At 48.5% G+C, this 21,741-nt stretch carries 24 protein-coding genes and 1 pseudogene; 8 read left to right on the top strand and 17 right to left on the bottom strand.

Going from position 1 to position 21,741, the window contains the following annotated elements; all coding sequences use genetic code 11:
* Window positions 1-65: 65 nt before the first annotated feature.
* Together DBZ16_RS01720 and DBZ16_RS01715 are read right to left on the bottom strand one after the other, a co-directional pair.
* A complete protein-coding gene (locus DBZ16_RS01720; RefSeq protein ID WP_107812705.1) occupies window positions 66-1,433 on the bottom strand; it encodes an FAD-binding oxidoreductase in 1,368 nt (455 codons plus the stop codon).
* Between the two features lie 134 nt (window positions 1,434-1,567).
* A complete protein-coding gene (locus DBZ16_RS01715; protein WP_159070280.1) occupies window positions 1,568-1,879 on the bottom strand; it encodes a hypothetical protein in 312 nt (103 codons plus the stop codon).
* A gap of 566 nt (window positions 1,880-2,445) precedes the next feature.
* Here DBZ16_RS01715 and DBZ16_RS01710 point away from each other — a divergent pair.
* A complete protein-coding gene (locus DBZ16_RS01710) occupies window positions 2,446-2,925 on the top strand; it encodes an FKBP-type peptidyl-prolyl cis-trans isomerase (RefSeq protein WP_107812704.1) in 480 nt (159 codons plus the stop codon).
* Between the two features lie 230 nt (window positions 2,926-3,155).
* On the opposite strand, the gene DBZ16_RS01705 is transcribed toward DBZ16_RS01710, so the two are convergent.
* The 6 genes and pseudogenes from DBZ16_RS01705 to DBZ16_RS01685 form a co-directional block, all read right to left on the bottom strand.
* Complete coding sequence (locus DBZ16_RS01705; RefSeq protein WP_159070279.1) at window positions 3,156-3,677, bottom strand: hypothetical protein; 522 nt, start codon at window positions 3,675-3,677, stop codon at window positions 3,156-3,158.
* A gap of 409 nt (window positions 3,678-4,086) precedes the next feature.
* Window positions 4,087-4,617, bottom strand: coding sequence for a hypothetical protein (locus DBZ16_RS01700; RefSeq protein ID WP_107813090.1), 531 nt, complete (start codon window positions 4,615-4,617; stop codon window positions 4,087-4,089).
* Window positions 4,618-4,959: 342 nt separating this feature from the next.
* Window positions 4,960-5,334, bottom strand: coding sequence for a hypothetical protein (locus DBZ16_RS01695; protein ID WP_107812702.1), 375 nt, complete (start codon window positions 5,332-5,334; stop codon window positions 4,960-4,962).
* Window positions 5,335-5,357: 23 nt separating this feature from the next.
* Window positions 5,358-5,717, bottom strand: a complete 360-nt coding sequence (locus DBZ16_RS14685) for a hypothetical protein (RefSeq protein ID WP_159070278.1) — start codon at window positions 5,715-5,717, stop codon at window positions 5,358-5,360.
* Window positions 5,718-5,865: 148 nt separating this feature from the next.
* Window positions 5,866-6,171, bottom strand: a pseudogene (locus tag DBZ16_RS16675) (RHS repeat-associated core domain-containing protein); the annotation flags it as partial.
* A 622-nt stretch (window positions 6,172-6,793) separates the two neighbouring features.
* On the bottom strand, window positions 6,794-7,165 hold the full coding sequence (locus tag DBZ16_RS01685) for a Spy/CpxP family protein refolding chaperone (RefSeq protein ID WP_240600137.1): 372 nt from the start codon (window positions 7,163-7,165) through the stop codon (window positions 6,794-6,796).
* 312 nt (window positions 7,166-7,477) lie between these two features.
* On the opposite strand from DBZ16_RS01685, the gene rpe reads away from it, so the two are divergent.
* The gene (gene rpe / locus DBZ16_RS01680) at window positions 7,478-8,161 is read left to right on the top strand and encodes a ribulose-phosphate 3-epimerase (protein WP_107812699.1); all 684 of its coding nucleotides are present in this window, start codon (window positions 7,478-7,480) and stop codon (window positions 8,159-8,161) included.
* A gap of 164 nt (window positions 8,162-8,325) precedes the next feature.
* Here the strand turns inward: rpe and ruvB are convergent, their stop codons facing one another.
* The 5 genes from ruvB to DBZ16_RS01645 form a co-directional block, all read right to left on the bottom strand.
* Window positions 8,326-9,357, bottom strand: coding sequence for a Holliday junction branch migration DNA helicase RuvB (gene ruvB, locus DBZ16_RS01675; protein ID WP_107812698.1), 1,032 nt, complete (start codon window positions 9,355-9,357; stop codon window positions 8,326-8,328).
* 71 nt (window positions 9,358-9,428) lie between these two features.
* Window positions 9,429-9,737, bottom strand: a complete 309-nt coding sequence (locus tag DBZ16_RS01670) for a hypothetical protein (protein ID WP_003756802.1) — start codon at window positions 9,735-9,737, stop codon at window positions 9,429-9,431.
* A 120-nt stretch (window positions 9,738-9,857) separates the two neighbouring features.
* A complete protein-coding gene (locus tag DBZ16_RS01665; protein WP_107813089.1) occupies window positions 9,858-11,111 on the bottom strand; it encodes a multifunctional CCA addition/repair protein in 1,254 nt (417 codons plus the stop codon).
* 348 nt (window positions 11,112-11,459) lie between these two features.
* On the bottom strand, window positions 11,460-12,419 hold the full coding sequence (locus DBZ16_RS01650; RefSeq protein ID WP_003743103.1) for an SPFH domain-containing protein: 960 nt from the start codon (window positions 12,417-12,419) through the stop codon (window positions 11,460-11,462).
* Between the two features lie 101 nt (window positions 12,420-12,520).
* On the bottom strand, window positions 12,521-12,928 hold the full coding sequence (locus tag DBZ16_RS01645) for an NfeD family protein (RefSeq protein WP_107812696.1): 408 nt from the start codon (window positions 12,926-12,928) through the stop codon (window positions 12,521-12,523).
* A gap of 180 nt (window positions 12,929-13,108) precedes the next feature.
* Here DBZ16_RS01645 and ung point away from each other — a divergent pair, with 180 nt between their 5' ends.
* Together ung and DBZ16_RS01635 are read left to right on the top strand one after the other, a co-directional pair.
* On the top strand, window positions 13,109-13,768 hold the full coding sequence (gene ung / locus DBZ16_RS01640; RefSeq protein WP_009311769.1) for a uracil-DNA glycosylase: 660 nt from the start codon (window positions 13,109-13,111) through the stop codon (window positions 13,766-13,768).
* A 110-nt stretch (window positions 13,769-13,878) separates the two neighbouring features.
* Window positions 13,879-14,376, top strand: a complete 498-nt coding sequence (locus DBZ16_RS01635) for a YbhB/YbcL family Raf kinase inhibitor-like protein (RefSeq protein WP_107812695.1) — start codon at window positions 13,879-13,881, stop codon at window positions 14,374-14,376.
* Between the two features lie 59 nt (window positions 14,377-14,435).
* Here DBZ16_RS01635 and lipA read toward each other — a convergent pair whose 3' ends face one another.
* The 3 genes from lipA to DBZ16_RS01620 are packed head-to-tail and all read right to left on the bottom strand — an operon-like array spanning window position 14,436 to window position 16,307.
* Window positions 14,436-15,422, bottom strand: coding sequence for a lipoyl synthase (gene lipA, locus DBZ16_RS01630; RefSeq protein WP_019271297.1), 987 nt, complete (start codon window positions 15,420-15,422; stop codon window positions 14,436-14,438).
* Window positions 15,422-16,039, bottom strand: coding sequence for a lipoyl(octanoyl) transferase LipB (gene lipB / locus DBZ16_RS01625; RefSeq protein ID WP_107812694.1), 618 nt, complete (start codon window positions 16,037-16,039; stop codon window positions 15,422-15,424). The genes lipA and lipB overlap by 1 nt, the downstream gene beginning before the upstream one ends.
* 1 nt (window position 16,040) lies before the next feature.
* On the bottom strand, window positions 16,041-16,307 hold the full coding sequence (locus DBZ16_RS01620) for an HP0495 family protein (protein WP_107812693.1): 267 nt from the start codon (window positions 16,305-16,307) through the stop codon (window positions 16,041-16,043).
* Window positions 16,308-16,507: 200 nt separating this feature from the next.
* Here DBZ16_RS01620 and lon point away from each other — a divergent pair, with 200 nt between their 5' ends.
* The 4 genes from lon to thrB all read left to right on the top strand — a co-directional run bounded on the left by lon (window position 16,508) and on the right by thrB (window position 21,306).
* Complete coding sequence (lon, locus tag DBZ16_RS01615) at window positions 16,508-18,970, top strand: endopeptidase La (protein ID WP_107812692.1); 2,463 nt, start codon at window positions 16,508-16,510, stop codon at window positions 18,968-18,970.
* A 184-nt stretch (window positions 18,971-19,154) separates the two neighbouring features.
* Window positions 19,155-19,424, top strand: a complete 270-nt coding sequence (locus DBZ16_RS01605) for an HU family DNA-binding protein (RefSeq protein ID WP_003677477.1) — start codon at window positions 19,155-19,157, stop codon at window positions 19,422-19,424.
* Window positions 19,425-19,703: 279 nt separating this feature from the next.
* Entirely contained in the window at window positions 19,704-20,237 is a 534-nt protein-coding gene (locus DBZ16_RS01595; RefSeq protein WP_049231389.1) for an inorganic diphosphatase, read from the top strand.
* Between the two features lie 151 nt (window positions 20,238-20,388).
* Entirely contained in the window at window positions 20,389-21,306 is a 918-nt protein-coding gene (gene thrB, locus DBZ16_RS01590; RefSeq protein WP_107812691.1) for a homoserine kinase, read from the top strand.
* A gap of 86 nt (window positions 21,307-21,392) precedes the next feature.
* On the opposite strand, the gene DBZ16_RS01585 is transcribed toward thrB, so the two are convergent.
* Window positions 21,393-21,722, bottom strand: a complete 330-nt coding sequence (locus DBZ16_RS01585) for a stress response protein (RefSeq protein WP_107812690.1) — start codon at window positions 21,720-21,722, stop codon at window positions 21,393-21,395.
* Window positions 21,723-21,741: the final 19 nt, after the last annotated feature.

The following is a 21,741-nucleotide window of genomic DNA, read 5'->3' as shown; positions in this document are numbered from 1 at the left end:
TCGTCTGAAACTGGGATTAGGTTTTCAGACGACCTTTTCGATTTTGGCAAATGCGTAAATACTGTTTACGGCAGGAGCTTGCCCGGATTCATAATGTCGTGCGGGTCAAGCTGGGCTTTGATGGCGCGCATCAGGGCGATTTCGGACGGGGTGCGGACGCTGGGGAGCCAGTGTTTTTTGATGGTGCCTATACCGTGTTCCGCCGCGATGGTGCCGTGGCAGGCGAGGATGTATTCATAGACGATGGTGTTGACGGCATCTTCATAGCGGTAAACGTCGTTGCTTAAAACGTCAGGCAGGAAAGTGTTGTAATGCAGGCTGCCGTCGCCCAAATGTCCGAAGCAGACAATTTGTATGCCGGGGAAACGGGCTTCTAAGGCGGGGGCGCATTGACGGACAAAGGCGGCGACTTGGGCAATCGGGACAGCGATGTCGTGTTTGATGCTGGTGCCTAGCTTGCGCTGGGAGGCGGAAATGTTTTCACGCAGCGTCCACAGATCGAGGCGCTCTTGTTCGGATTGCGCGATGATGCTGTTTTCTTTGCCGTTTCGATAGAGAAACTCGGCAAGTTTTTCGTCGAGCGCGGCATCGGGAACGGAGTCAGTCAGTTCGATTAGGACGTGCCAGTTTGCATCGGTCGGCTGTTTCAGATGACTGAACTCGGAAGACAATGCCAAAGCGTAGCGGCTGATCAGCTCGAAACTGGTGAGGCGTTCGGCAAAATGCCCTTGTACGGCTGTTAAAAGCTGTACGGCAGATTCGATGTCATCCAGACCTACCCACGCGGTGGCTATGGTTTGCGGGCGGGCGAAGAGCTTGAGCGTGGCGGCAGTGATGATGCCGAGCGTGCCTTCGCTTCCGATAAAGAGGTGGCGCAGGTCGTAGCCGGTGGTATTTTTGTGCAATGGTTGGAGATGGGAAACAAGTTCGCCATTGGGTAGGACGACTTCCAAGCCCAATACCAAGTCGCGCATACTGCCGTAGCGTAAAACGTTTAATCCGCCGGCGTTGCAGGCAATATTGCCGCCGATTTCGCACGAACCTTCACTGGCAAGACTGAGAGGAAACAGCCTGCCTGCTTCGGCTGTCGCTTTTTGGACGTTTTGCAGGATTACGCCCGCCTCGACGGTGATGCTGTTATCGGCAAGGTTGATTTCGCGGATGCAGTTGATTTTGGAGAGATTGAGTAGCACGCCGCTGGAGGCTACCGCCGCGCCGCACAAACCGGTATTGCCGCCCTGCGGGGTAACGGGGATACGCTGTTCAAAACAAAACCTCATGATTTTTTGTACGTTTTCTATCGAATGCGGTTGCAAGATGATGTCAGGCTCGGAAACAAAACGGCGACGCTGGTCGTTTAAGAGGGCGGGAGTGGCTTCGAGGATTTCGGCGGGAGAAAGGAATTCAAGAAAGCGGTCGTACAGATTGGACATGGCGCGAGCAGGAATGGTTTATATGTGTACGGGAATTATATAGCGGAATAAGAGGAGCGAAAAACGGTAAAGGTCGTCTGAAAAACAAAAAAGCAGGATACAATCCGTATCCTGCTTTTTTAACTGTAAAAATATTATTTTGCAGCAGAAGCGGCAGAAGCGGCAGAAGCAGCAGCTGAGCTGGCAGCAGAAGCAGCACCAGTTGCAGCAGAAGCAGCGGTATTAGCTGCAGAAGCGGCAGTGTTGGCAGCAGAAGCAGCGGTGTTAGCTGCAGAAGCGGCTTCAGTTGCAGAGGAAGCGGCAGAAGTAGCACCAGTTGCAGAAGAAGCGGCAGAAGCAGCAGTTTCAGAAGCACCGGAAGCGGTAGGAGCAGCAGTATCAGCGCCTTTGTTACAAGCAGCCAAAGCCAAAGATAACAGAGCAGCAGCAATCAGAGATTTTTTCATTTTGAGAACCTTCTTTAAATCGATTTAAGTAGAACAAAACAACAAAACGACATATCAGTCGTTTCATTTAGAGTAAAAATTCATTGCTGAATTTCCTGCATTATGCCCCACAGGGTGCTTCGGTGCAACGATACGGACGAATTAGTAATTTTTAATCAATCTGAAATGGTCGAAAGACGGGGGTGAAACTAATCCGCATTGGCTGTTATTCAATGTACATTTGAAATAAATTGTATAGTAAAATTTATTTATTTCATGTGTTTATATTTAAATAATGCGCGATGAGCCTTTGTTTTCAATTGGTTTGAATGAAATGTGAGCAATTGTTACGCATAAAAGTAAAAGTTGTAAAAAAGTTACACTGTTATAAAAATTATCAAATTTTACGCTTTTGTATGATTTAGGTTAATTATTGTTTGTAAAATTTTATAATTGTTATGTTTAATAATGTTGCGATAAATCTCCGCACATGACGGCTGTGTGTTAGAATGTTTTAGATTTGTTGGCAGAGGGTTGTCAATAAAGAAAACCTGTTTTGATGAACAGTCATGATTAAAGGATAAGAAATGGCTATTGAAAAAAATTCCGTGGTTTCGCTTCACTATGAAATGTACGATGCAGACAACCAACTGCTGGACAAAACCGAAGAACCCATTGTCTATCTGCACGGCGGATATGACGGCATTTTCCCTTTGGTGGAAGAGGCTTTGCACGAGAAAGATGTCGGCGATACAGTTGAAGTAGCGCTGTCTCCCGATGATGCGTTCGGCGAGCAGGATTCTAGCCTGGTACGTATTGAAGATGTCAACGCATTCCCTGTCGATGTTGAAGTAGGCATGATGTTTGAAGCCGATGATCCTGAAACTGGCGACGTATTGATTTACCGCGTAACCGACGTAGCGGACGGCAAAGCCGTAGTAGACGGCAACCATCCGCTTGCCGGCATGAAAATTTTGTTTAAAGCAACGGTTGACGGCGTACGCGATGCGACTGAAGAAGAAATCGCACACGGCCACGTTCATGGCCCGCACGGTCATCATCACTAATTAAGTTGATTGACAATCTAAGAGGTCGTCTGAAAACAGGATTGGGTTTCTGTTTTCAGACGACCTTTTTGTATTTTTCTAAGACTATTTTGGCTAAATAGAGACCTTGGCAAAATAGTCCCCCTTTACCTTTTCCTGCATCGTCTTCAGATGACTTTGCACGTTCACTTTGCTCGAACCCAAATAGGTCGTCTGAAAAGTACGGTATGGTCGAGTTGGTGCGGGGCCATTTACGAATACCCGCCCAGCAACGGCGCAACAAAATCCCGCCATTGTAGAGCAAGTCCTGCATTGATTTTGGTAAGGTTGTCGAGGAAATAGAAAAACGGCGGGTCTTGCACACCCTCTTGGTCGGCCAATTCTTCGTTCCATGCTGCCTCCCACAGGAAAAAGCCCATGGCAGAGTCTTGGCGACGTAAATGTGGGACATTTTTGAATTGATCATTATGATACTGCCAATGCAGTATGCATTTATCTGCTAATTCAACAGAGGAAATCTGGCCTTGGAAAAAGGCGCGGGTAGCAGAAGGGTAGTCGAACAACATCAAGTGGCTTTGGCTGTAGGGGCGGACGTACCGGTCTAAAAAATCCAGAGATTTGAATATGATTTCTTGAGTCGGAACGCGCTCGAACAGTTCTATTTCATCGTACCAATCTTCTACCAAAATGCTTTCAAATCCTGAGTATGCTTTTAACTCGGCCAGCTGTTCGGGCGTAATCAGTTGAATTTCGCCTATATCGTTTAATCGCATTTGGCGGTATCGGACAAATGCTTCCGGCAGTTTGACATCATATTGTGCCAATGCATGGAAAAAGGTTGATTCGTGTGCTTCTTGGACATAATCCGCCGTGTATGGTGCGAGGAAATTGCGCGCTGAGAGTAGGGTAAGTAAATCGCTGCCGGGCGGATAGTGCGGAGTGGTATGGGTTTGCGTCCATTCACTCTTGGGGCAGAGTATATAGCCCCAAGCGCGTTGGTGGGCATCGTAAAGCTCGCTTGAATACTATTTGCTGTTGTGGAGAAATTCGGTTTCAATGAGATCGAGGCAGATGCGTAGGCGGAGGGTAGAGATCATGGCGGTTTAACCGGTATTGAAGATGATTAGGGTGGGGCTTTGTTGATATGATACGTGTGTACCGCACACAACCTACCTACGAAGGCTACAGCTTGCTGCGAATATTAGCATAATTGCTTAATAAGATATTTATAAACTCCTCTCCAAACTCTCTTATTAATACCTTCTCCATAGCCTTAAATCTTTCAATGTCTACAAACCAATCTCTATCCATCATATGGAATAATCTTATAGATTCTTTTTTTGAACTTTGAAATGCAAAAACACCCCAATTAATAGGGATATCCTGAACCGCAACCCAATTTAAATCAGTATCTGCCATAATAACTCCACCGTTGCCATAATCATTCGTAATGCCTGTTATTTTTCGTATATTTTTTATTAAATTATCATGCTCAAGAATCCAGTTTTCCACAACAATATTAAAATCACAGTCTAAAACATTAACTTGCTTATTAAAGCCACCTAAATCTAACAAGTCAGAAAATTCCTCAAGAAACTCTAAATCCATTCCAAGACCAAAATCAAAGAACAAAAAAGTATCATACTTTGGTATTAAAAAATTGTTGGGTAAAGAAAAATTCTGCCCAATAAAAATATCATTTATTTTTTTCATAAACATTTCCTTTATAACTATTTTTAAATCTAATTTTAATTCGTCGTCTTGATCCATTGCGGAAAGCCATTGCTGATAGCTGACCGATTTCCATCCATACCTCCTCCAGTATTGTTTGGATAAAAATGATAGAGAAGGTCGTCTGAAAATTGATTTTAGATAACCTTGATGTTTTTTTGAGTCTCAATCCAACCTACGCTTGCTGAAAACACCGTTTGGCGGTTTCAGACGACCTTTTTGCACTTTATAAATAATTTGGAGTAAAAAACTACGTACGTGCCTTGGGACACGCACTCTACATATAGGCTATGGTTTGCTAGGGGGGGATTTACTAAAGGTTTGTTATTCATACCAAATACCATTTCCATCACTTCCATAGTCAGGATTGAGAAGCAAGAAATTAACAATATCCGATATTAGTAATGGGGAGGATAAGTCATCATATTTTTTTATTATATGTGTTGCTTTTCCATTGGAATAATCACAGATAACTCCTCCCTTTTTTACAATGCTAGTCATTACATCCCTTAATATTTCAATAATCTCGCAATTTGATGATTCAGGAAAATCATCTTGTATTCCAATCTTGGTTCTCCATAGCCAAACTTCATCATCTAATATTTCGTTACTCCTTTTATCAATATAATCGTTTAAATCGCAGTATCCTTTAGCTTTTAACTTTTTATCAATATATATATGTTCTCTAGGGTTATGCATAATAAAAATCTCCTAATGTTATATTATTTTTGATGGATTTTAAAATCTCGTGGAAGCACTTTGGCATTGCAATCCAGTATTTCACTATGTCTTGACGAGTGCCTAATACCAAATTTATCGCCATTTGGTAATTCGTCCCAAGTTCCTATGCAGTTACTATATTCTCTAACTTTTTTTGAATTTTTTAATAGTTCTTTTCTTATATTGTTAAATTCTTGTTTTGAGACTGTTCTGATATTTTCGGTTGCTCCTTTATTAACTTTTTCAATATAATTTCCATTTTTATCTTTAACTATATTATCAATAGAGCTTTTTTCATTTTTCTTCTCATCATTGTCATCATCGTCATCAGGTGGCATAGGGGTACCTGCTTCAGCCCCCACTATACCAGTATCCGTACGAGTACATTTTCCACAGCCTTTTTTATTGGCGTTATTTTGAGCTATGGTAGGTGGTACAGGCTTGGCAATAGCTTGCGCTTTAGTTTGTGATTGAGACTGTGCGATCTTAATAGCTTTACTGCCAGCATATCTAACTGCTGCTGAAGCTACAAATAAAAAGACCTTTTATAATTGCACCACCTTTTATTATAAGAGGGCTTGCAAAGGCAAAAAGCCCCAAAGGATCAATCCAGATCTCCACATTAGAAGCAAAACTGTATAGATTCGTTTCGCCCTCTAACCTAATCGGATCCTGTCTGATAAATCGCCCGCACTCGGGCTCATAATGCCCGAAGAAGTTGTAATGCAGCCCTGTCTCACGGTCGGCATACTGGTTTTGCAGGCAGAAGGGTTGGTAAGCGCAATCCGACACCTTTGTTTCCTCTTTCAGACGACCCCAGCCGGTATAGTCGCCGAACTATAGTGGATTAAATTTAAACCAGTACGGCGTTGCCTCGCCTTGCCGTACTATTTGTACTGTCTGCGGCTTTGTCGCCTTGTCCTGATTTAAATTTAATCCACTATATAAGAGATTATCGTCTTTATCGGTCATCTCTCTTGGAATGCCGATTTGGTTGCAGTGGAAGTAGTGGGTTTGTTGTCGGTTTTCTCCTTGTTAAACCGCAACGCTATAAAAACGCCCCGACTTCAACGTGGCAAAGAAACTTCCATTGGCGCATTGTCCCAACAGTTCGCCTTACGCGACATGCTTTGAATTATGGAATGTTCCGTAAGCAATTGCTTATATCTGAGCGTACGGTAAAACACGCTTTGGTCGGAATGAAGTATCGCTTCTTTGCCTGTCAGCCGGTTAGCGGCTTTGGGCAGCATTTCTTCCCCCCATTTCGTTGTTGGCTGTGTATGCACAGGTAGTGGAGTACGGCTTGGTATTTGGAGTGTAATGTATATTGGATCATAAAAAACTGCACTTTATGAGTTGGAGGGGATGTCCAACTCGCAAAGTGCAGTTCAAGGATTTCAGACGACCTTTTTGTACGGTAAATCAGGAAAGCGATATGTCAGCGAAGGCAGGAAGAGAGCCAAAGCTGACGTTGGCGCGGATTGAGCAGGTGGTAGAAGCGGTGTTGGATTTCTAATTCTTCTACGGCAAAATCCATGCTCGACAAGTAGCGGGTTTCGACATAATCGCGCGCGTTGTTTTGATCGAAATTATCTGCCGCAAGGATTTTCATAATGACTTGGCGGCGGTTGCGGTCTGTGCGGACAAGTTTGCGGTATGCCTTGTCCGATGCCTGTTTGTAATCATTACGGATACGGCGCAAGGCATTGTGTTGGTCTTGCGTCAGATTAAGGGAGCGGATGTCGCAATTGGCTTGAAAATCGTCCAGCTTGATATATTGGGGACCGGCGTGCGCAGGGCTGACAGCCATCAGTAGCGCAACTGATAATGCACAGAGGGGTAAATAAGATTTGAATCCAGCAGACACAGTGTTTTCCTAGTTTCCGTAACCGCGCAAATATACCCGATTAGCGTGTGAAAGGCAGTATCCCTCCAGTTAACTTTTGTTAACTTCATATCTTTATTTTATTTCTGTCAAAACATATCGTTAACCAATAATTATCTATGCATATGCTTACTTTTGTTAAATATTAACAATGCATAGTTAGTGTTGCGTGAGGCGTTGGTGGTAGAATATGAAAAATTATCCGTTTATCAAACCACACCATCCGACTGGATTTCTATGAACCACAATTTCCGTATTGCGCCCAGCATCTTATCCGCCGATTTTGCCCGTTTGGGTGAGGAAGTAACGAAAGTTATCGAAGCGGGAGCCGATTTGATTCATTTCGACGTGATGGATAATCATTATGTGCCGAACCTGACGTTCGGACCGATGGTCTGCGCGGCGTTGAAACCTTATGCCACCGTGCCGATTGATGTGCATCTGATGGTCGAACCTGTTGACGATCTGATTCAGGCGTTCGCCAAAGCAGGCGCGTCGATTATCACGTTTCATCCCGAAGCCAGCCGCCATATCGACCGCAGCCTGAGTCTGATTAAAGATGCGGGCTGTCAGGCAGGATTGGTGTTGAATCCGGCAACTCCCACCTACGTTTTGGAAAACGTATTGGACAGGCTGGACATGGTATTGCTGATGTCGGTCAACCCCGGTTTCGGCGGGCAAAGCTTCATCCCGCATACCCTTGAAAAAATCCGTCAAGTGCGGGCAATGCTCGATCAGTATGAAGCGCAAAGCAGACGGCACATTACCATCGAAGTGGACGGCGGCATCAAAACCGACAATATCGCTGCCGTCGCGGCGGCGGGTGCCGATACTTTTGTGGCAGGTTCGGCAATTTTTGGGAAGCCGGACTATAAGGCGGTGATTGATGCTATGAGGGCGGAACTGGCTTCTGTGGTCTAATGTGCTGAACTGCTTGGCAAATCGTTTCTCAATCTCTGTATCTTCTCAGACTTGATTACCTTGCTCTGCTTTAAAATCTATCCGCACCAACTACGCTGATAACAAAAGGTCGTCTGAAAACCAAAAATCGGGTTTTCAGACGACCTTTTTGTGTTGATCAACACTTATTTTTCCATTTTCAAGCCAAAGTGCAGGTAGGCGCGTTCGGTTGCCATTCTGCCGCGCGGGGTGCGTTGCAGGAAACCTTGTTGGATAAGGTAAGGCTCGATCACGTCTTCGATGGTGTCCGTAGATTCGCCGATGGCGGCGGCAACGTTGTCAAGGCCGACGGGGCCGCCGCTGAATTTGTGCAGGATGGCTTCGAGGAATTTTCTGTCCATGACGTCCAAACCTTGTGCGTCCACATCCAGCATACTTAAAGCGGCATCGGCAACGGCGGCATCGATTACGCCGTTGTTTTTCACATCGGCAAAATCGCGTACGCGGCGCAGCAGGCGGTTGGCGATGCGGGGCGTCCCTCGGCTGCGTTTGGCGACTTCCATCGCGCCTTCTTCGCCCATGTCGAGTTGCAGTAATTGTGCGGAACGGCGGACGATGGTGGCAAGGTCTTGATTTTGGTAAAACTCCAAACGGGCAACGATGCCGAAGCGGTCGCGCAGAGGGTTGGTCAGCATACCTGCACGGGTGGTTGCGCCGACGAGCGTGAAGGGCGGAAGGTCGATTTTGACGGAACGGGCGGCAGGGCCTTCGCCTATCATGATGTCGAGTTGGTAGTCTTCAAGCGCGGGGTAGAGGATTTCTTCGACGACTGGACTGAGGCGGTGGATTTCGTCGATGAACAATACGTCGTGCGGCTCGAGGTTGGTCAGAAGGGCGGCAAGGTCGCCGGCGCGTTCGAGGACGGGGCCGCTGGTTTGGCGCAGGTTGACGCCCAGCTCTTTGGCGATGATGTGCGCCAGCGTGGTTTTGCCTAGTCCGGGCGGGCCGAAGAGCAGGGTGTGGTCTAGGGCTTCGCCGCGTTTTTTGGCGGCTTGGATGAAGATGACGAGCTGTTCTTTGGCTTTGTCTTGCCCGATATAGTCGTCCAGTGTTTTAGGGCGTAGGGCGCGCTCGAGCAACTCTTCCTGCGAGGAGATGCTTTGGGCGGTGATGATGCGCTGGGGCTGGGCGGCGGTCAGGTTGTCGGTTTGCAGCATGGGTTTTCCGGTGGGTTCGGGGTCGTCTGAAAAGCGGTTTGCCGTTTTCAGACGACCTTTTTGAAAGGGGTTTAGCCGCGTGTTTCGCGCCAAACGAGGTAATCGCGCAGGGGGGGCATGGGCGGGTTGATGCAGTGGGGGCAGATGCCTGTGGTGTCTTCGTCGTCGCTGTCGATGTGGTAGGCGTTGGGGTCGAAGCGCACCTGCTGCATCACCGCCTGCGCCAATGCCTGCGCCTGAACGACGTCGAAGGTGAATTTTTCGAGGATTTCGTTCAACAGGCGGATTTCGCCTTCGCTGAATTCTACGCTGTGTTTGAGGATGAGGCGTTGGTAATCTTCGTTGTTGATTTTGGGCAATAAATCGGTCTGAATGGTCATGATTTTTATGGTTAGAACGGAATGGCTGAGAGGCAGATTATAGCGGATATGGCGGCGGCTGTTTCAAAGCTTGGGTTGGGTATCGTCCTCAAAACTTTAAAAGTCGCTGCATTGGGCGTTTTAATGTCTTTCTGTTTTGTCTTGCGCTGCCTGAAACACTTTTTGCAACGGAGCAATTTCTGCCAACCGCGCCCGGTCGATTTCTTCGGCGATAAGGTGGGCTTTTCCCTGCGCACGGCATTCTGCGGCGATTTTGCCCGAATCCACTTGGTTGGCGGCTTCGAGCAGGGCGAGCCAGTGCGCGCGTTGCGGGTAGGGCGTATTTTCGCGGTTCAGACGACCTTGCGTATCGGCAATGCAGACGTTTAAGGCGGCGCCGAAGCGTTCGGGTCGTCTGAAAGCATCGGTTTTTTTCAGGACGGTTAAGATGGTTTTGTTTTTGAATTGCTCGACTTGGTGGAACATGATGTGCCAGCGGCAAACCAGCTCGGCAAGCTCGGCGCAGTGTTTCGGCGCGCGCAGCCGTTGATTGACTTTGCGTACGGGTTCGACGCCTGCGAGGTCGTGTCCGTGGTGTTTGGGCAGGATGTCGGGTGGAGTTTTGGCTTTGCCCAAGTCGTGCAGCAGGGCTGCGTAGCGTTCGGGTAGGCTCAGACCCATATCGGCGGTACGTTGCAGCGTCATCAGGGTATGGATACCGCTGTCGATTTCGGGGTGGTAGTCGGCGCGTTGCGGTACGCCGAAGAGGGCATCGACTTCGGGCAGCAAGACTTTGAGCGCGCCGCATTCGCGTAACACTTCAATCATCCTGCGGGGATTTTTTTCCATCAAACCTTTCGCCAACTCCTGCCAGACGCGTTCGGCAACTAAAGCGTCCGCTTCGCCGTTTTCCACCATCTGCCGCATCAGTTTCATGGTTTCTTCGGCGATTTCAAACCCGTAGCGCGCGGCAAAGCGGGCAGTACGCAGGATGCGGACGGGGTCTTCGGCAAAGGCGGGTGAGACGTGGCGCAAAATGCCTGCCGCCAAATCCTGTTGTCCGCCGAAGGGGTCGATGATGAGGTCGTCTGAGCCCTGAGCCATTGCGTTGATGGTCAAATCGCGGCGCATCAAATCCTGCTCCAGCGTAACGTCTTTGTCGGCGTGGAAACTGAAACCGGCGTAGCCCTTGGCGGTTTTGCGCTCGGTACGGGCGAGGGCGTATTCTTCGTGGGTGTCGGGATGGAGGAACACGGGAAAATCTTTGCCGACCGGCTGGAAGCCTTGCGCCAACATAGTTTGCGCATCGGCACCGACGACCACCCAGTCGCGGTCTTTGACGGGCAAACCTAAAAGATAATCACGGACGGCGCCGCCGACGAGGTAGGTTTTGATGGTGTGTGTTTTCTGAGTCATTGAATTGGTCTTTGGTAACAATCAGAATGTATAGTGGGTTAACTTTAAACCACTACGGCGTTGCCTCGCCTTAGCTCAAAGAGAACGATTCTCTAAGGTGCTGAAGCACCAAGTGAATCGGTTCCGTACTATCTGTACTGTCTGCGGCTTCGTCGCCTTGTCCTGATTTAAATTTAATCCACTATATTGAAGCTTGGTCAGATGGGCATTCTGTCTGCCATCATGTGAATAAAGGTCGTCTGAAAAACGGTTTGGCGAAATTCGCTCTTTATTCTAGCGAAACGCATTGCACTCGTTTTCAGACGACCTTGTGGCAAAACGAAAGGTTTATTTTGCCGCTTTGTTGCCGTCGACAATCTTCAGTCCGGCTGAAACCAGGCTGCCGATGTCGGCGACGTTGGCAGGCATAATCAGCGTGGTGCTTTCTTTTGCCAGATTGCTGAAAGCTTCGACATATTGTTCGGCAACTTTTAGGTTGACGGCTTCGGAACCGCCCTCTGCGCGGACTGCCTCGGCGATTTTACGGATGGCGTCGGCGTTGGCTTCGGCAACCAAGCGCAGTGCTTCGGCTTCACCTTGTGCGCGGTTGATGCGGGCAATTTTTTCACCGTTTGACGCGTTGATGGCAGCTTGCGCTTCACCTTCAGACTGTTGGATTTCTGCTTCGCGCTGACCGCTAGCAAGGTTAATTTGCTCAATTTTACGGCCTTCGGATTCGGCGATACGGGCGCGTTTTTCACGTTCGGCGGTAATTTGCGCCTGCATGGAACGCAGAATTTCTTGCGGCGGAACCAAGTCTTTGATTTCGTAACGCAATACTTTCACACCCCATGCGCCTGCCGCTTCGTCCAGCGCGGAAACGACGATGCTGTTGATTTCGTCGCGTTCTTCAAATGTTTTGTCCAACTCCATACGGCCGATAACCGAACGCAGCGTGGTTTGGGCGAGCTGGGTAATCGCCATGATGTAGTTGCTGGAGCCGTAGGAAGCGAGTTTCGGATCGGTTACTTGGAAGTAGATAATGCCGTCAACGGTAAGCTGTGTATTGTCGCGGGTGATACAAACTTGGCTGGGAACGTCCAACGGCACTTCTTTGAGAGAGTGGCGGTAGGCGACGCGGTCAACGAAAGGAATCAGGATGTTCAGACCGGCAGTCAGCGCATTGTGGAACCTGCCGAGACGTTCGACGACGTAAACTTCCTGTTGCGGCACCACGATAAACGACTTGAAGCCGAAAATCACGACGACAATCAGCAGAATGACGGGGAAGCTGTATAGAAATTCCATTGTTTTTCCTTATGCTGTGAGAGCAAAAATTAATATTAATAGATGAATATTTTCAGGAAGGGTAATTAATTCGCCCATAAATGCTCCTTTCAATCGTATGATCAATTTAAACGAATCAGCAAAACATTACCGTTTTTACCGGTAATCACGGCGGTGGAGGTCGTCTGAACGGCATCGGCATTTTCAGCCTGCGCCTGCCAGTATGTCCCCCGATAAGAAACTTCATAACAATCGCCGTGAAGGCGCTGGAGGATATGAACGGTTTGTCCGATGTCCAAATCATCGTTCAGCTCCTGACGGGGCGCAGTTTTTTTGAACTTGCCGTGTACCAGCCAGATACCGGCGGCGGACAAAACGGCTGCCGCTGCAACGGCAATTGAAGTATCACCGGTCAGCCCATACACCAATCCCGCGCCGAACAAAGCCGCGCTGACAACCAAGAGATATACAGTACCGACAAACAGCTCGACAATCAGGACGGCGGCGGCAACGATAAACCAAGTAGTCATATAGATTCCTTAAGATTCGGGTGGGACAGACTCAATCATAACGGCACAAAGGGTGACTGACAATTCAATCATGACAATATTTTATTTGATGCGTCCGGAAGAAATAGAAGGTCGGCAGAAAAGACGTCATCTCCATTTTGCTGCGTTATAATCATTTTTCACGATCATGAAGGCAGCAATATGCAAACTTGGCACGAAGCAATCGGCTCGGAAAAGTCCGAACCCTATTTCCAACACATCATCGAAACCGTCAAAAAAGAGCGCGGCATGGGACGGATTATCTACCCGCCTGCCGAAGACGTGTTCAACGCCTTTAAAGCAACCGAATTCGGTAACGTCAAAGTCGTTATTTTGGGGCAAGACCCGTATCACGGGGCAGGGCAGGCGCACGGGCTGGCGTTTTCCGTCCGCGAAGGCATCGCCGTACCGCCTTCGCTGGTCAATATTTACAAAGAGTTGGCAGACGACATCGAAGGTTTCCAAATCCCGCAACACGGCTATCTGCAACATTGGGCGGAGCAAGGCGTTTTGCTGCTGAATACCGTCCTGACCGTCCGCGCGGGGCAGGCGCATTCCCATGCCACTTTGGGCTGGGAACGCTTTACAGATGAAGTCGTCAATCAAATCAACCAAAACCGCGAACACGTCGTTTTCATGCTTTGGGGCAGCCACGCGCAGAAAAAAGGCGCATTTATTGACCGCAGCCGCCATCTCGTCCTTAGCGCGCCACACCCCTCGCCGTTGTCCGCCTATCGCGGCTTCTTCGGCTGCAAACACTTTTCCCGCGCCAATGCCTATTTGCAGGAAAACGGGATAACGCCGATAGACTGGCAGGTATAAAAACAGGTCGTCTGAAAACAGCAGCCATAGCAAACCGGACAATCCACCCACCGTCTGAACAAGCCTTCCTTTTTCAGACGACCCCTTTCCCAACCCCACAGGAGAACACTATGCAGGTAACGACTTCAGCCATTGCCAACGGCGAATTTGAAGACAAATACGGCAAACGCGGCAGCCAGTTCAGTCCGAACAACATGCCGACTTACTCCATCCCTTTTGAAATCAGCGGCGCGCCGGAAGGCACGAAATCCTTTGCCGTCGTTTTGGAAGACAAAGACGCCATTACCGCCAGCGGATTCGTGTGGACACATTGGCTGATTGCCGACCTCAAGCGCACCTCCGTTGCCGAAAACGAAAGCCTGACTGCCACCGACTACACGCAAGGCGCAAACAGTTGGGCGAGCCTGTTGGGCAAGTTGAACATCGAAGAAGCCACAGGCTACGGCGGCATGTATCCGCCCAACTGCCGCCATCGCTACGAACTTATTGTTTACGCGCTCGACACCGTGTTAAACCTACCGCGCGGCTTCCGCTTCAACGACCTGCACTTTGCCATGCAGGGACATATTTTAGACAGCGCAAGCGTGATGGGAACGTATGATGTATAAAGCCTAAGCAGCTTGTTTGAAAAAAGGTCGTCTGAAAATTTTCAGACGACCTTTTGTTATCAGTGATGACCGCAACCGCCGCCATGACTTTCGCGCAATGCTTCGGCAGCCTGCTCGTCGGCATGGTAGCTTGAGCGGACCATGGCGCCGATGGCGGCGTTGGTGAAGCCCAGTTCGTACGCTTCTTTTTCAAAGATTTTGAACTGATCGGGCGTGACGTAGCGCAAGACGGGCAGGTGTCCGTCTGAAGGCTGGAGGTACTGGCCGATGGTAATCATCTCGATATTGTGCGCCCGCATATCGCGCATGATTTCTCGCACGTCTTCGTCTGTTTCGCCCAAGCCGACCATGATGCCGGATTTGGTCGGGATGTGCGGCATCATTTCTTTGTAGCGGCGCAGCAGGTCTAGGGAGTGCTGATAGTTGGCACCCGGACGGGCTTTTTTGTACAGGCTCGGATGGGTTTCCAAGTTGTGGTTCATCACGTCGGGCGGAGTTTCGGCAAGGATTTTCAGTGCGATGTCCAAACGGCCGCGGAAGTCGGGAACGAGAATTTCGATTTTGGTGTTCGGACTGGTTTCGCGGATGGCTTTGATGCAGTCGGCGAAATGCTGTGCGCCGCCGTCGCGCAGGTCGTCGCGGTCAACTGAAGTAATGACGACGTAACGCAGGTTCATGGCTTTGACGGATTCTGCGAGGTTTTTCGGTTCGTCGGGATCGAGCATATTCGGGCGGCCGTGTCCTACATCGCAGAACGGGCAACGTCGGGTACAAATGTCGCCCATGATCATGAAGGTCGCTGTGCCTTTGCTGAAACATTCGCCGATATTCGGACAGGAGGCTTCTTCGCAAACGGTGTGCATTTTTTGTTCGCGCAAAATGTCTTTGATTTCAAAGAATTTGCGTGACGGGAGTTTGGCACGTATCCATTCGGGCTTTTTCAGTTTTTCCTGAAGGGGAACGACTTTGATGGGGATGCGGGCGGTTTTGTCCGCGCCTTTGAGTTTGACGCCGCGTTTGGGATCGTCAACTTTGATTTCGCTCATTAATTGTTCGCTTTCGGTGTGAGTTGTGTCTCGAGGTGTGCGGTCAGTTTTTGTGCAACCTCGTCCAAGGTGGGACAGGGTTGGACAAAATCCGCGATTTGCGTCATTTCCATGCCGGCATAGCCGCAGGGGTTGATGTGGGTAAACGGGCTTAGGTCCATGTTTACGTTTAATGCCAGACCGTGATAGACGGAACCGTCTTTGATACGCAAGCCGAGTGAGGCGATTTTGCGTTCGTCGACATAAACGCCGGGGCGTTTCGGGTCTGCCGCCGCTTCGATTCCGTATTCCGCCAACGTGGCGATGATGCTGTTTTCAAGCGCGGAAACGATGTTGCGGACGCTGGTTTTGCGGCGTTTGAAGTTGATCATGGTGTAAACGACCAACTGACCCGGACCGTGATAGGTGATTTGCCCGCCCCGGTCGATTTGGACGACGGGTATGTCGTCGCGGATCAGGAGATGTTCCGGTTTGCCTGCCAGACCTTGCGTGAAGACGGGCGGATGCTCGACCACCCATAATTCGTCTTCGGTATGTTCGTCGCGGGCTGCATTGAACGCTTTCATGGCTTCGAAAGTCGGTTGGTACTCGACCATGCCTTTATGCACGATTTTCATATCAGTACACTACTTTTACCATTTCGTGATCGGTCAGGGCGCGGTAGATTTTGTCTAATTGCTCTTTACTGTCAACGTTTACTTTGACGGTCGCGCCGGTATAGTTGCCCTTGCTGCTCAGGCGGGTGGTGATGTGATGCGGCTCGGTATCGGGCGCGTGTTTGCGGACGGTTTCTAGAATATTTTTTTCAAATTCGGGATGCGAATCGCCCATGACTTTGATGGGGAATTGGCAAGGGAATTCGATTAGTGAGGTATTGTCGGCCATGGCTGACTCCTGATGTGCTGTATGTCGAGAGGTCGTCTGAAAAGTTTTCAGCCTTTCAGACGACCTCGAATGGCGTGTATTTTATCGCAAAAAGTTGCCGATAAAAATAGAAGCGTGTATCGGTTTTTTCAAGTCTTGAAATACGCTTTTCCATCCCAATTTAAGCGACATTCCGAATTTATTACCAAGTAGAGAACAATATGCCGACAAAAGAAAAACATTTTGAGGAATACAGCGCATTGGCGACCCTGCCTTTACGTGATGTCGTCGTTTATCCGCATATGGTGTTGCCGCTGTTCGTAGGCCGCCCGAAATCCATTGCGGCATTGGAAGCGGCAATGGCGAATGACGATCCGGTGTTTTTGCTGGCGCAAATCGACCCGAATACCGAAGATCCGACTGCATCCGATTTGCACCGTACGGGTACGGTCGCGCAGGTTTTGCAGGTGTTGAAGCTGCCTGACGGCACGGTGAAAGTGTTGGTCGAAGGTATCCGACGCGGCAGAGTGTTGACCATTGAAGAGAGCGGCGGGTTGTTCCTGTCCCATGTTGAAGCTGTCGATGAGTATGCGGATGCGGACAATCCCGATATTGAAGCCATTCGCCGGACGCTGCTTACCCAGTTTGACCAATACGCCAAGTTGAATAAAAAAATCCCCGCCGAAATTATCAATACCATCAATGGCATCGATGATAACAGCCGTTTGGTAGACACAATTGCGGCGCATTTGCAGTTGAAACTGGAGCAGCGCCAACAGATTTTGGAAACCTTTGGCATTATCGGCCGTATGGAGTTTCTGCTCGCCCAGTTGGAATCCGAACTGGACATCATGCAAGTTGAAAAACGCATCCGCGGCCGTGTTAAACGCCAGATGGAAAAATCCCAGCGCGAGTATTATCTGAACGAGCAAGTGAAAGCGATTCAGAAAGAATTGGGCGAAGAAGACGAACGCGGCGAACTGGATGCGTTGGAAGCAAAAATCAAAGAAGCGGGCATGACCAAAGAAGCTGAGGAAAAATGCCTGTCTGAATTGAAAAAGCTCAAAATGATGCCGCCTATGTCTGCGGAATCCACCGTAGTACGCAACTACATCGATACTTTGCTTGAGCTGCCGTGGAAGAAAAAATCCCGCGTCAGCAAAGACATTGCCAAAGCCGATTTGGTGTTGAACGCCGACCACTACGGTTTGGAAAAAGTCAAAGAGCGGATTTTGGAATACCTCGCCGTCCAAAAACGTATGGACAAGCTGAAAGGTCCGATTCTGTGTTTGGTCGGTCCTCCGGGGGTGGGTAAAACCTCATTGGGCGAATCCATCGCCAAAGCGACAGGCCGCCAATATGTCCGCATGGCTTTAGGCGGCGTGCGCGACGAAAGCGAAATCCGCGGACACCGCCGCACCTATATCGGCTCTATGCCCGGCAAAATTCTACAAAACATGGCTAAAGCGGGCGTGAGGAATCCGCTGTTCCTGCTCGACGAAATCGACAAATTGGGCAGCGACTTCCGAGGCGATCCTGCCAGCGCGTTGCTTGAGGTGCTCGATCCTGAGCAAAACAACAAGTTTGCCGATCATTATGCGGAAGTGGATTATGACTTGAGCGATGTGATGTTTATCGCCACATCCAATAGTCTGAATATCCCGACTCCGTTGCTTGACCGTATGGAAATCATCCGTTTGTCCGGCTATACCGAAGACGAGAAAATCAATATCGCCATGCAGTATCTCGTGCCTAAGCAAATGAAACGCAACGGCGTGAAAGAAGGCGAATTGGTGGTCGAAGAAAGCGCGGTACGCGATATCATCCGTTATTACACCCGTGAAGCCGGCGTACGTTCGCTTGATCGCGAGATTGCCAAAATCTGCCGCAAGGTGGTGATGCAGATTACTTTGAACGAAGACAAGAAGAGGTCGTCTGAAACCAAGAAAACCAGCAAAGCCAAGACTAAAGCGATTAAAGTCAATGAGAAAAACCTGCATGACTACTTGGGCGTGCGCCGCTTCGATTACGGCGTTGCCGAAAGTGAAAACCGCATCGGGCAGGTTACCGGTTTGGCGTGGACGGAAGTTGGCGGCGAATTGCTGACTGTCGAAGCCGTAGCATTGCCGGGCAAGGGCGTGATTCAGTGTACCGGCCAGTTGGGCGACGTGATGAAGGAATCTGTGTCCGCGGCATGGTCTGTTGTCCGTTCCCGTGCAGAATCAGTGGGTTTGGCTCCTGATTTTTACGAGAAAAAAGACATCCATGTTCACGTTCCCGAAGGTGCGACGCCGAAAGACGGCCCGAGCGCAGGTATTGCCATGACTTTGGCGATGGTGTCTGCCTTTACCAGAATTCCGGTGCGCGCCGATGTGGCGATGACAGGCGAAATCACCCTGCGCGGCGAAGTCTTGCCAATCGGCGGTTTGAAGGAAAAACTGTTGGCTGCCTTGCGCGGCGGCATCAAACACGTCCTGATTCCGAAAGACAACGTCAAAGACTTGGAAGAAATCCCTGAAAACGTGAAAACCGACCTGACCATCCATCCGGTCAAATGGATAGACGAAGTCCTCGCTTTGGGATTGGAAAGCCAGCCGACACCTTGGGTTGCGCCTTTAAGTACCGAAGAGGCGCAGGTTGAAGCCGCCAAGCCTAAGTCAAGGGCGAAAGCGACCAAACACTGATTTTGTAAAAAATGTGTTGCAAAAGATGCGGGTTTGCCTTGAAAGCCTGTAAAATAGGGCAATTCCGCATTTTTTGCTTGACACGGTATTTTCAGAATTGCTATAAAGCGCAAAGGTACTCAAAAGTACGAAGCCCCGAGTATTCGGGCATTTCATTATTTTCAACGATAGGAAGGGACTGATTGTGAATAAGTCTGAATTGATCGAAGCAATTGCTCAAGAAGCCGGCATTTCTAAAGCTGCCGCCCAAAAAGCTCTGGATGCCACTACCAATGCTGTAACCAACGCTCTGAAAAAAGGCGACACCGTAACTCTGGTCGGTTTCGGTACTTTCTACGTTGGTGAACGCGCAGAACGTCAAGGCCGCAACCCTAAAACCGGCGAGCCTCTGACCATCGCTGCTGCTAAAACTCCTAAATTCCGTGCCGGTAAAGCATTGAAAGATGCTCTGTAAGCATAGATAGGCATTAAGCCTGATAAAAATCGACTCTGATATAGGAGTCGATTTTTATTTTGTACTGTTTTTGTACATTTAACATAGAAATAAATCTAGAAATAAATCGAATAAAATTTGTGAGCAATGCCGCCTTGTGCCGTTATGTTCATGGTTTTGAGATGTTCGGAAGAATTTTGCCGTCATGAATTAGGCGGAAAGCGATACATTTCCAGAAATGTCTTTTGTTTGTTATACTTTCGGCGTTTAACTTTTGCAATTGTTTATAAGGAGCGCAAAATGGCAGATTTTAATAAAATCTTGACGCCGGGTGATGTCGATGGCGGCATTATTAATGTTGTGAACGAAATTCCTGCAGGCAGCAATCATAAAATCGAATGGAACCGCAAATTAGCGGCTTTCCAACTCGACCGTGTTGAACCTGCAATTTTTTCCAAACCTACAAACTACGGTTTTATCCCTCAGACTTTAGACGAAGATGGCGATGAATTGGATGTCTTGTTGGTGACAGAGCAGCCATTGGCAACCGGCATTTTTCTGGAAGCGCGCGTCATCGGCGTGATGAAATTTGTTGATGATGGTGAGGTTGACGATAAAATCGTTTGCGTTCCTGCCGACGACCGCAACAATGGCAATGCGTACAAAACATTGTCTGATTTGCCGCAACAATTAATCAAGCAAATCGAATTCCATTTCAACCACTACAAAGACTTGAAAAAAGCAGGTACGACCAAAGTCGAATCCTGGGGTGATGTTGAAGAAGCGAAACAAGTCATTAAAGAATCGATTGAGCGTTGGAATAAACAAGCTTAATTGAGATCAACAAGCAAAAGGTCGTCTGAAAATATTTTCAGACGACCTTTTTGTTTTTTATGACTATGGCGCGAGCTTGGCGTTTGCCTGTTTGGCAGGGGAATTTTTTGGTATGATTGCCCCTTATATTTTCTATTGATAGGTTTGCACCATGTCTGTCTATACAAGTGTTTCTGATGAGGAAATGCGGGAGTTTTTGACCCAATACGATTTGGGCAACTTTGTATCGTTGCAGGGAATTGCGCAGGGGATTACGAACAGTAATTATTTTTTGACGACCACGACTGGGCGTTATGTTTTAACTGTCTTCGAAGTATTGAAGCAAGAGGAGCTGCCGTTCTTCTTGGAGCTGAGCCGGCATCTAAGTAGTAATGGCGTAGCTTGTCCTGCTCCTATTGCACGCAAGGATGGCAAGCTGGATTCTGTTTTGGTGGGCAAACCTGCTTGTCTGGTTACTTGCCTGAACGGTTCGGATACCAGCTGGGCGACGGAAACACAATGCTTCAATACGGGGGCGATGCTGGCGAAAATGCATATTGCCGGACAAAGTTTCCCGCAAAAAATGGCGAATCCGCGTTACGACCGCTGGTGGCATGATGCTTGTAGCCAGCTTTTACCGGTATTGAGTGAGGATGACGCGGCTTTATTGCAAAAGGAGATTGCTCACTTGGATAGCAATCTGGGTAACAATCTGCCTTCAGGCATTATCCATGCCGATTTGTTTAAGGATAATGTTTTATTAGATGGGGAAAACGTGGCAGGCTTTATCGATTTTTACTATGCCTGCAACGGAAATTTTATGTATGACTTGGCAATTGCCGTCAATGACTGGGCAAGAACAGCGGAGAACAAGCTGGATATTGCTTTGCAAGATGCTTTTGTTAGAGGTTATGAAAGCGTTAGGCCGCTGTCTGATGAAGAGCGCGAATATTTCCCGATTGCACAAAGAGCGGGCTGTATTCGGTTTTGGGTGTCGCGTCTTTTAGACTTTCACTTTCCGCACACCGGTGAAATGACCTTTATTAAAGACCCCAATGCTTTTAGAGATTTGTTATTAAGTTTGAATTGATGGGCAAGCCGCAGTTTTAATATAACCAAAGAAACAAAAGGTCGTCTGAAATGCCGAAGAATCTTTCAGACGACCTTTGTCTGTTTTTAGCGACGGAATTTGCCGTGGTCGAAATCATCAAATGCTTCATAGGCTGCTTGGCATTGGATGCGTTGTTCTTTATAGGACAGTTGGCGGAAGGCTTTGCGGGCTTTGACGTTTTCTCTCAGCTCGGCTTTGTTGCCTTTGTATTTGTACCATGCAGCGCGGCGGTCGAGATATTTTTTGCAGGCAGGATGCAACTTGCCTTTTTTAGCTTGGGTTTGAGCGTGGTGGGGTTTATGGTGTTTGTGGGCCACTGCATCGGCAGGTTGGACTGCAAAACCCAGTATCAGCGCAGCAGACAAGGCGGGAAGAAGACTTTTTTTCAGTAACATGACGGACTCCTGTTTATTT

Origin of the sequence: Neisseria sicca, assembly GCF_003044565.1 — a bacterium.
GTDB lineage: Bacteria > Pseudomonadota > Gammaproteobacteria > Burkholderiales > Neisseriaceae > Neisseria > Neisseria sicca_A.
This window is presented reverse-complemented; position numbering and strand designations above follow the sequence as displayed.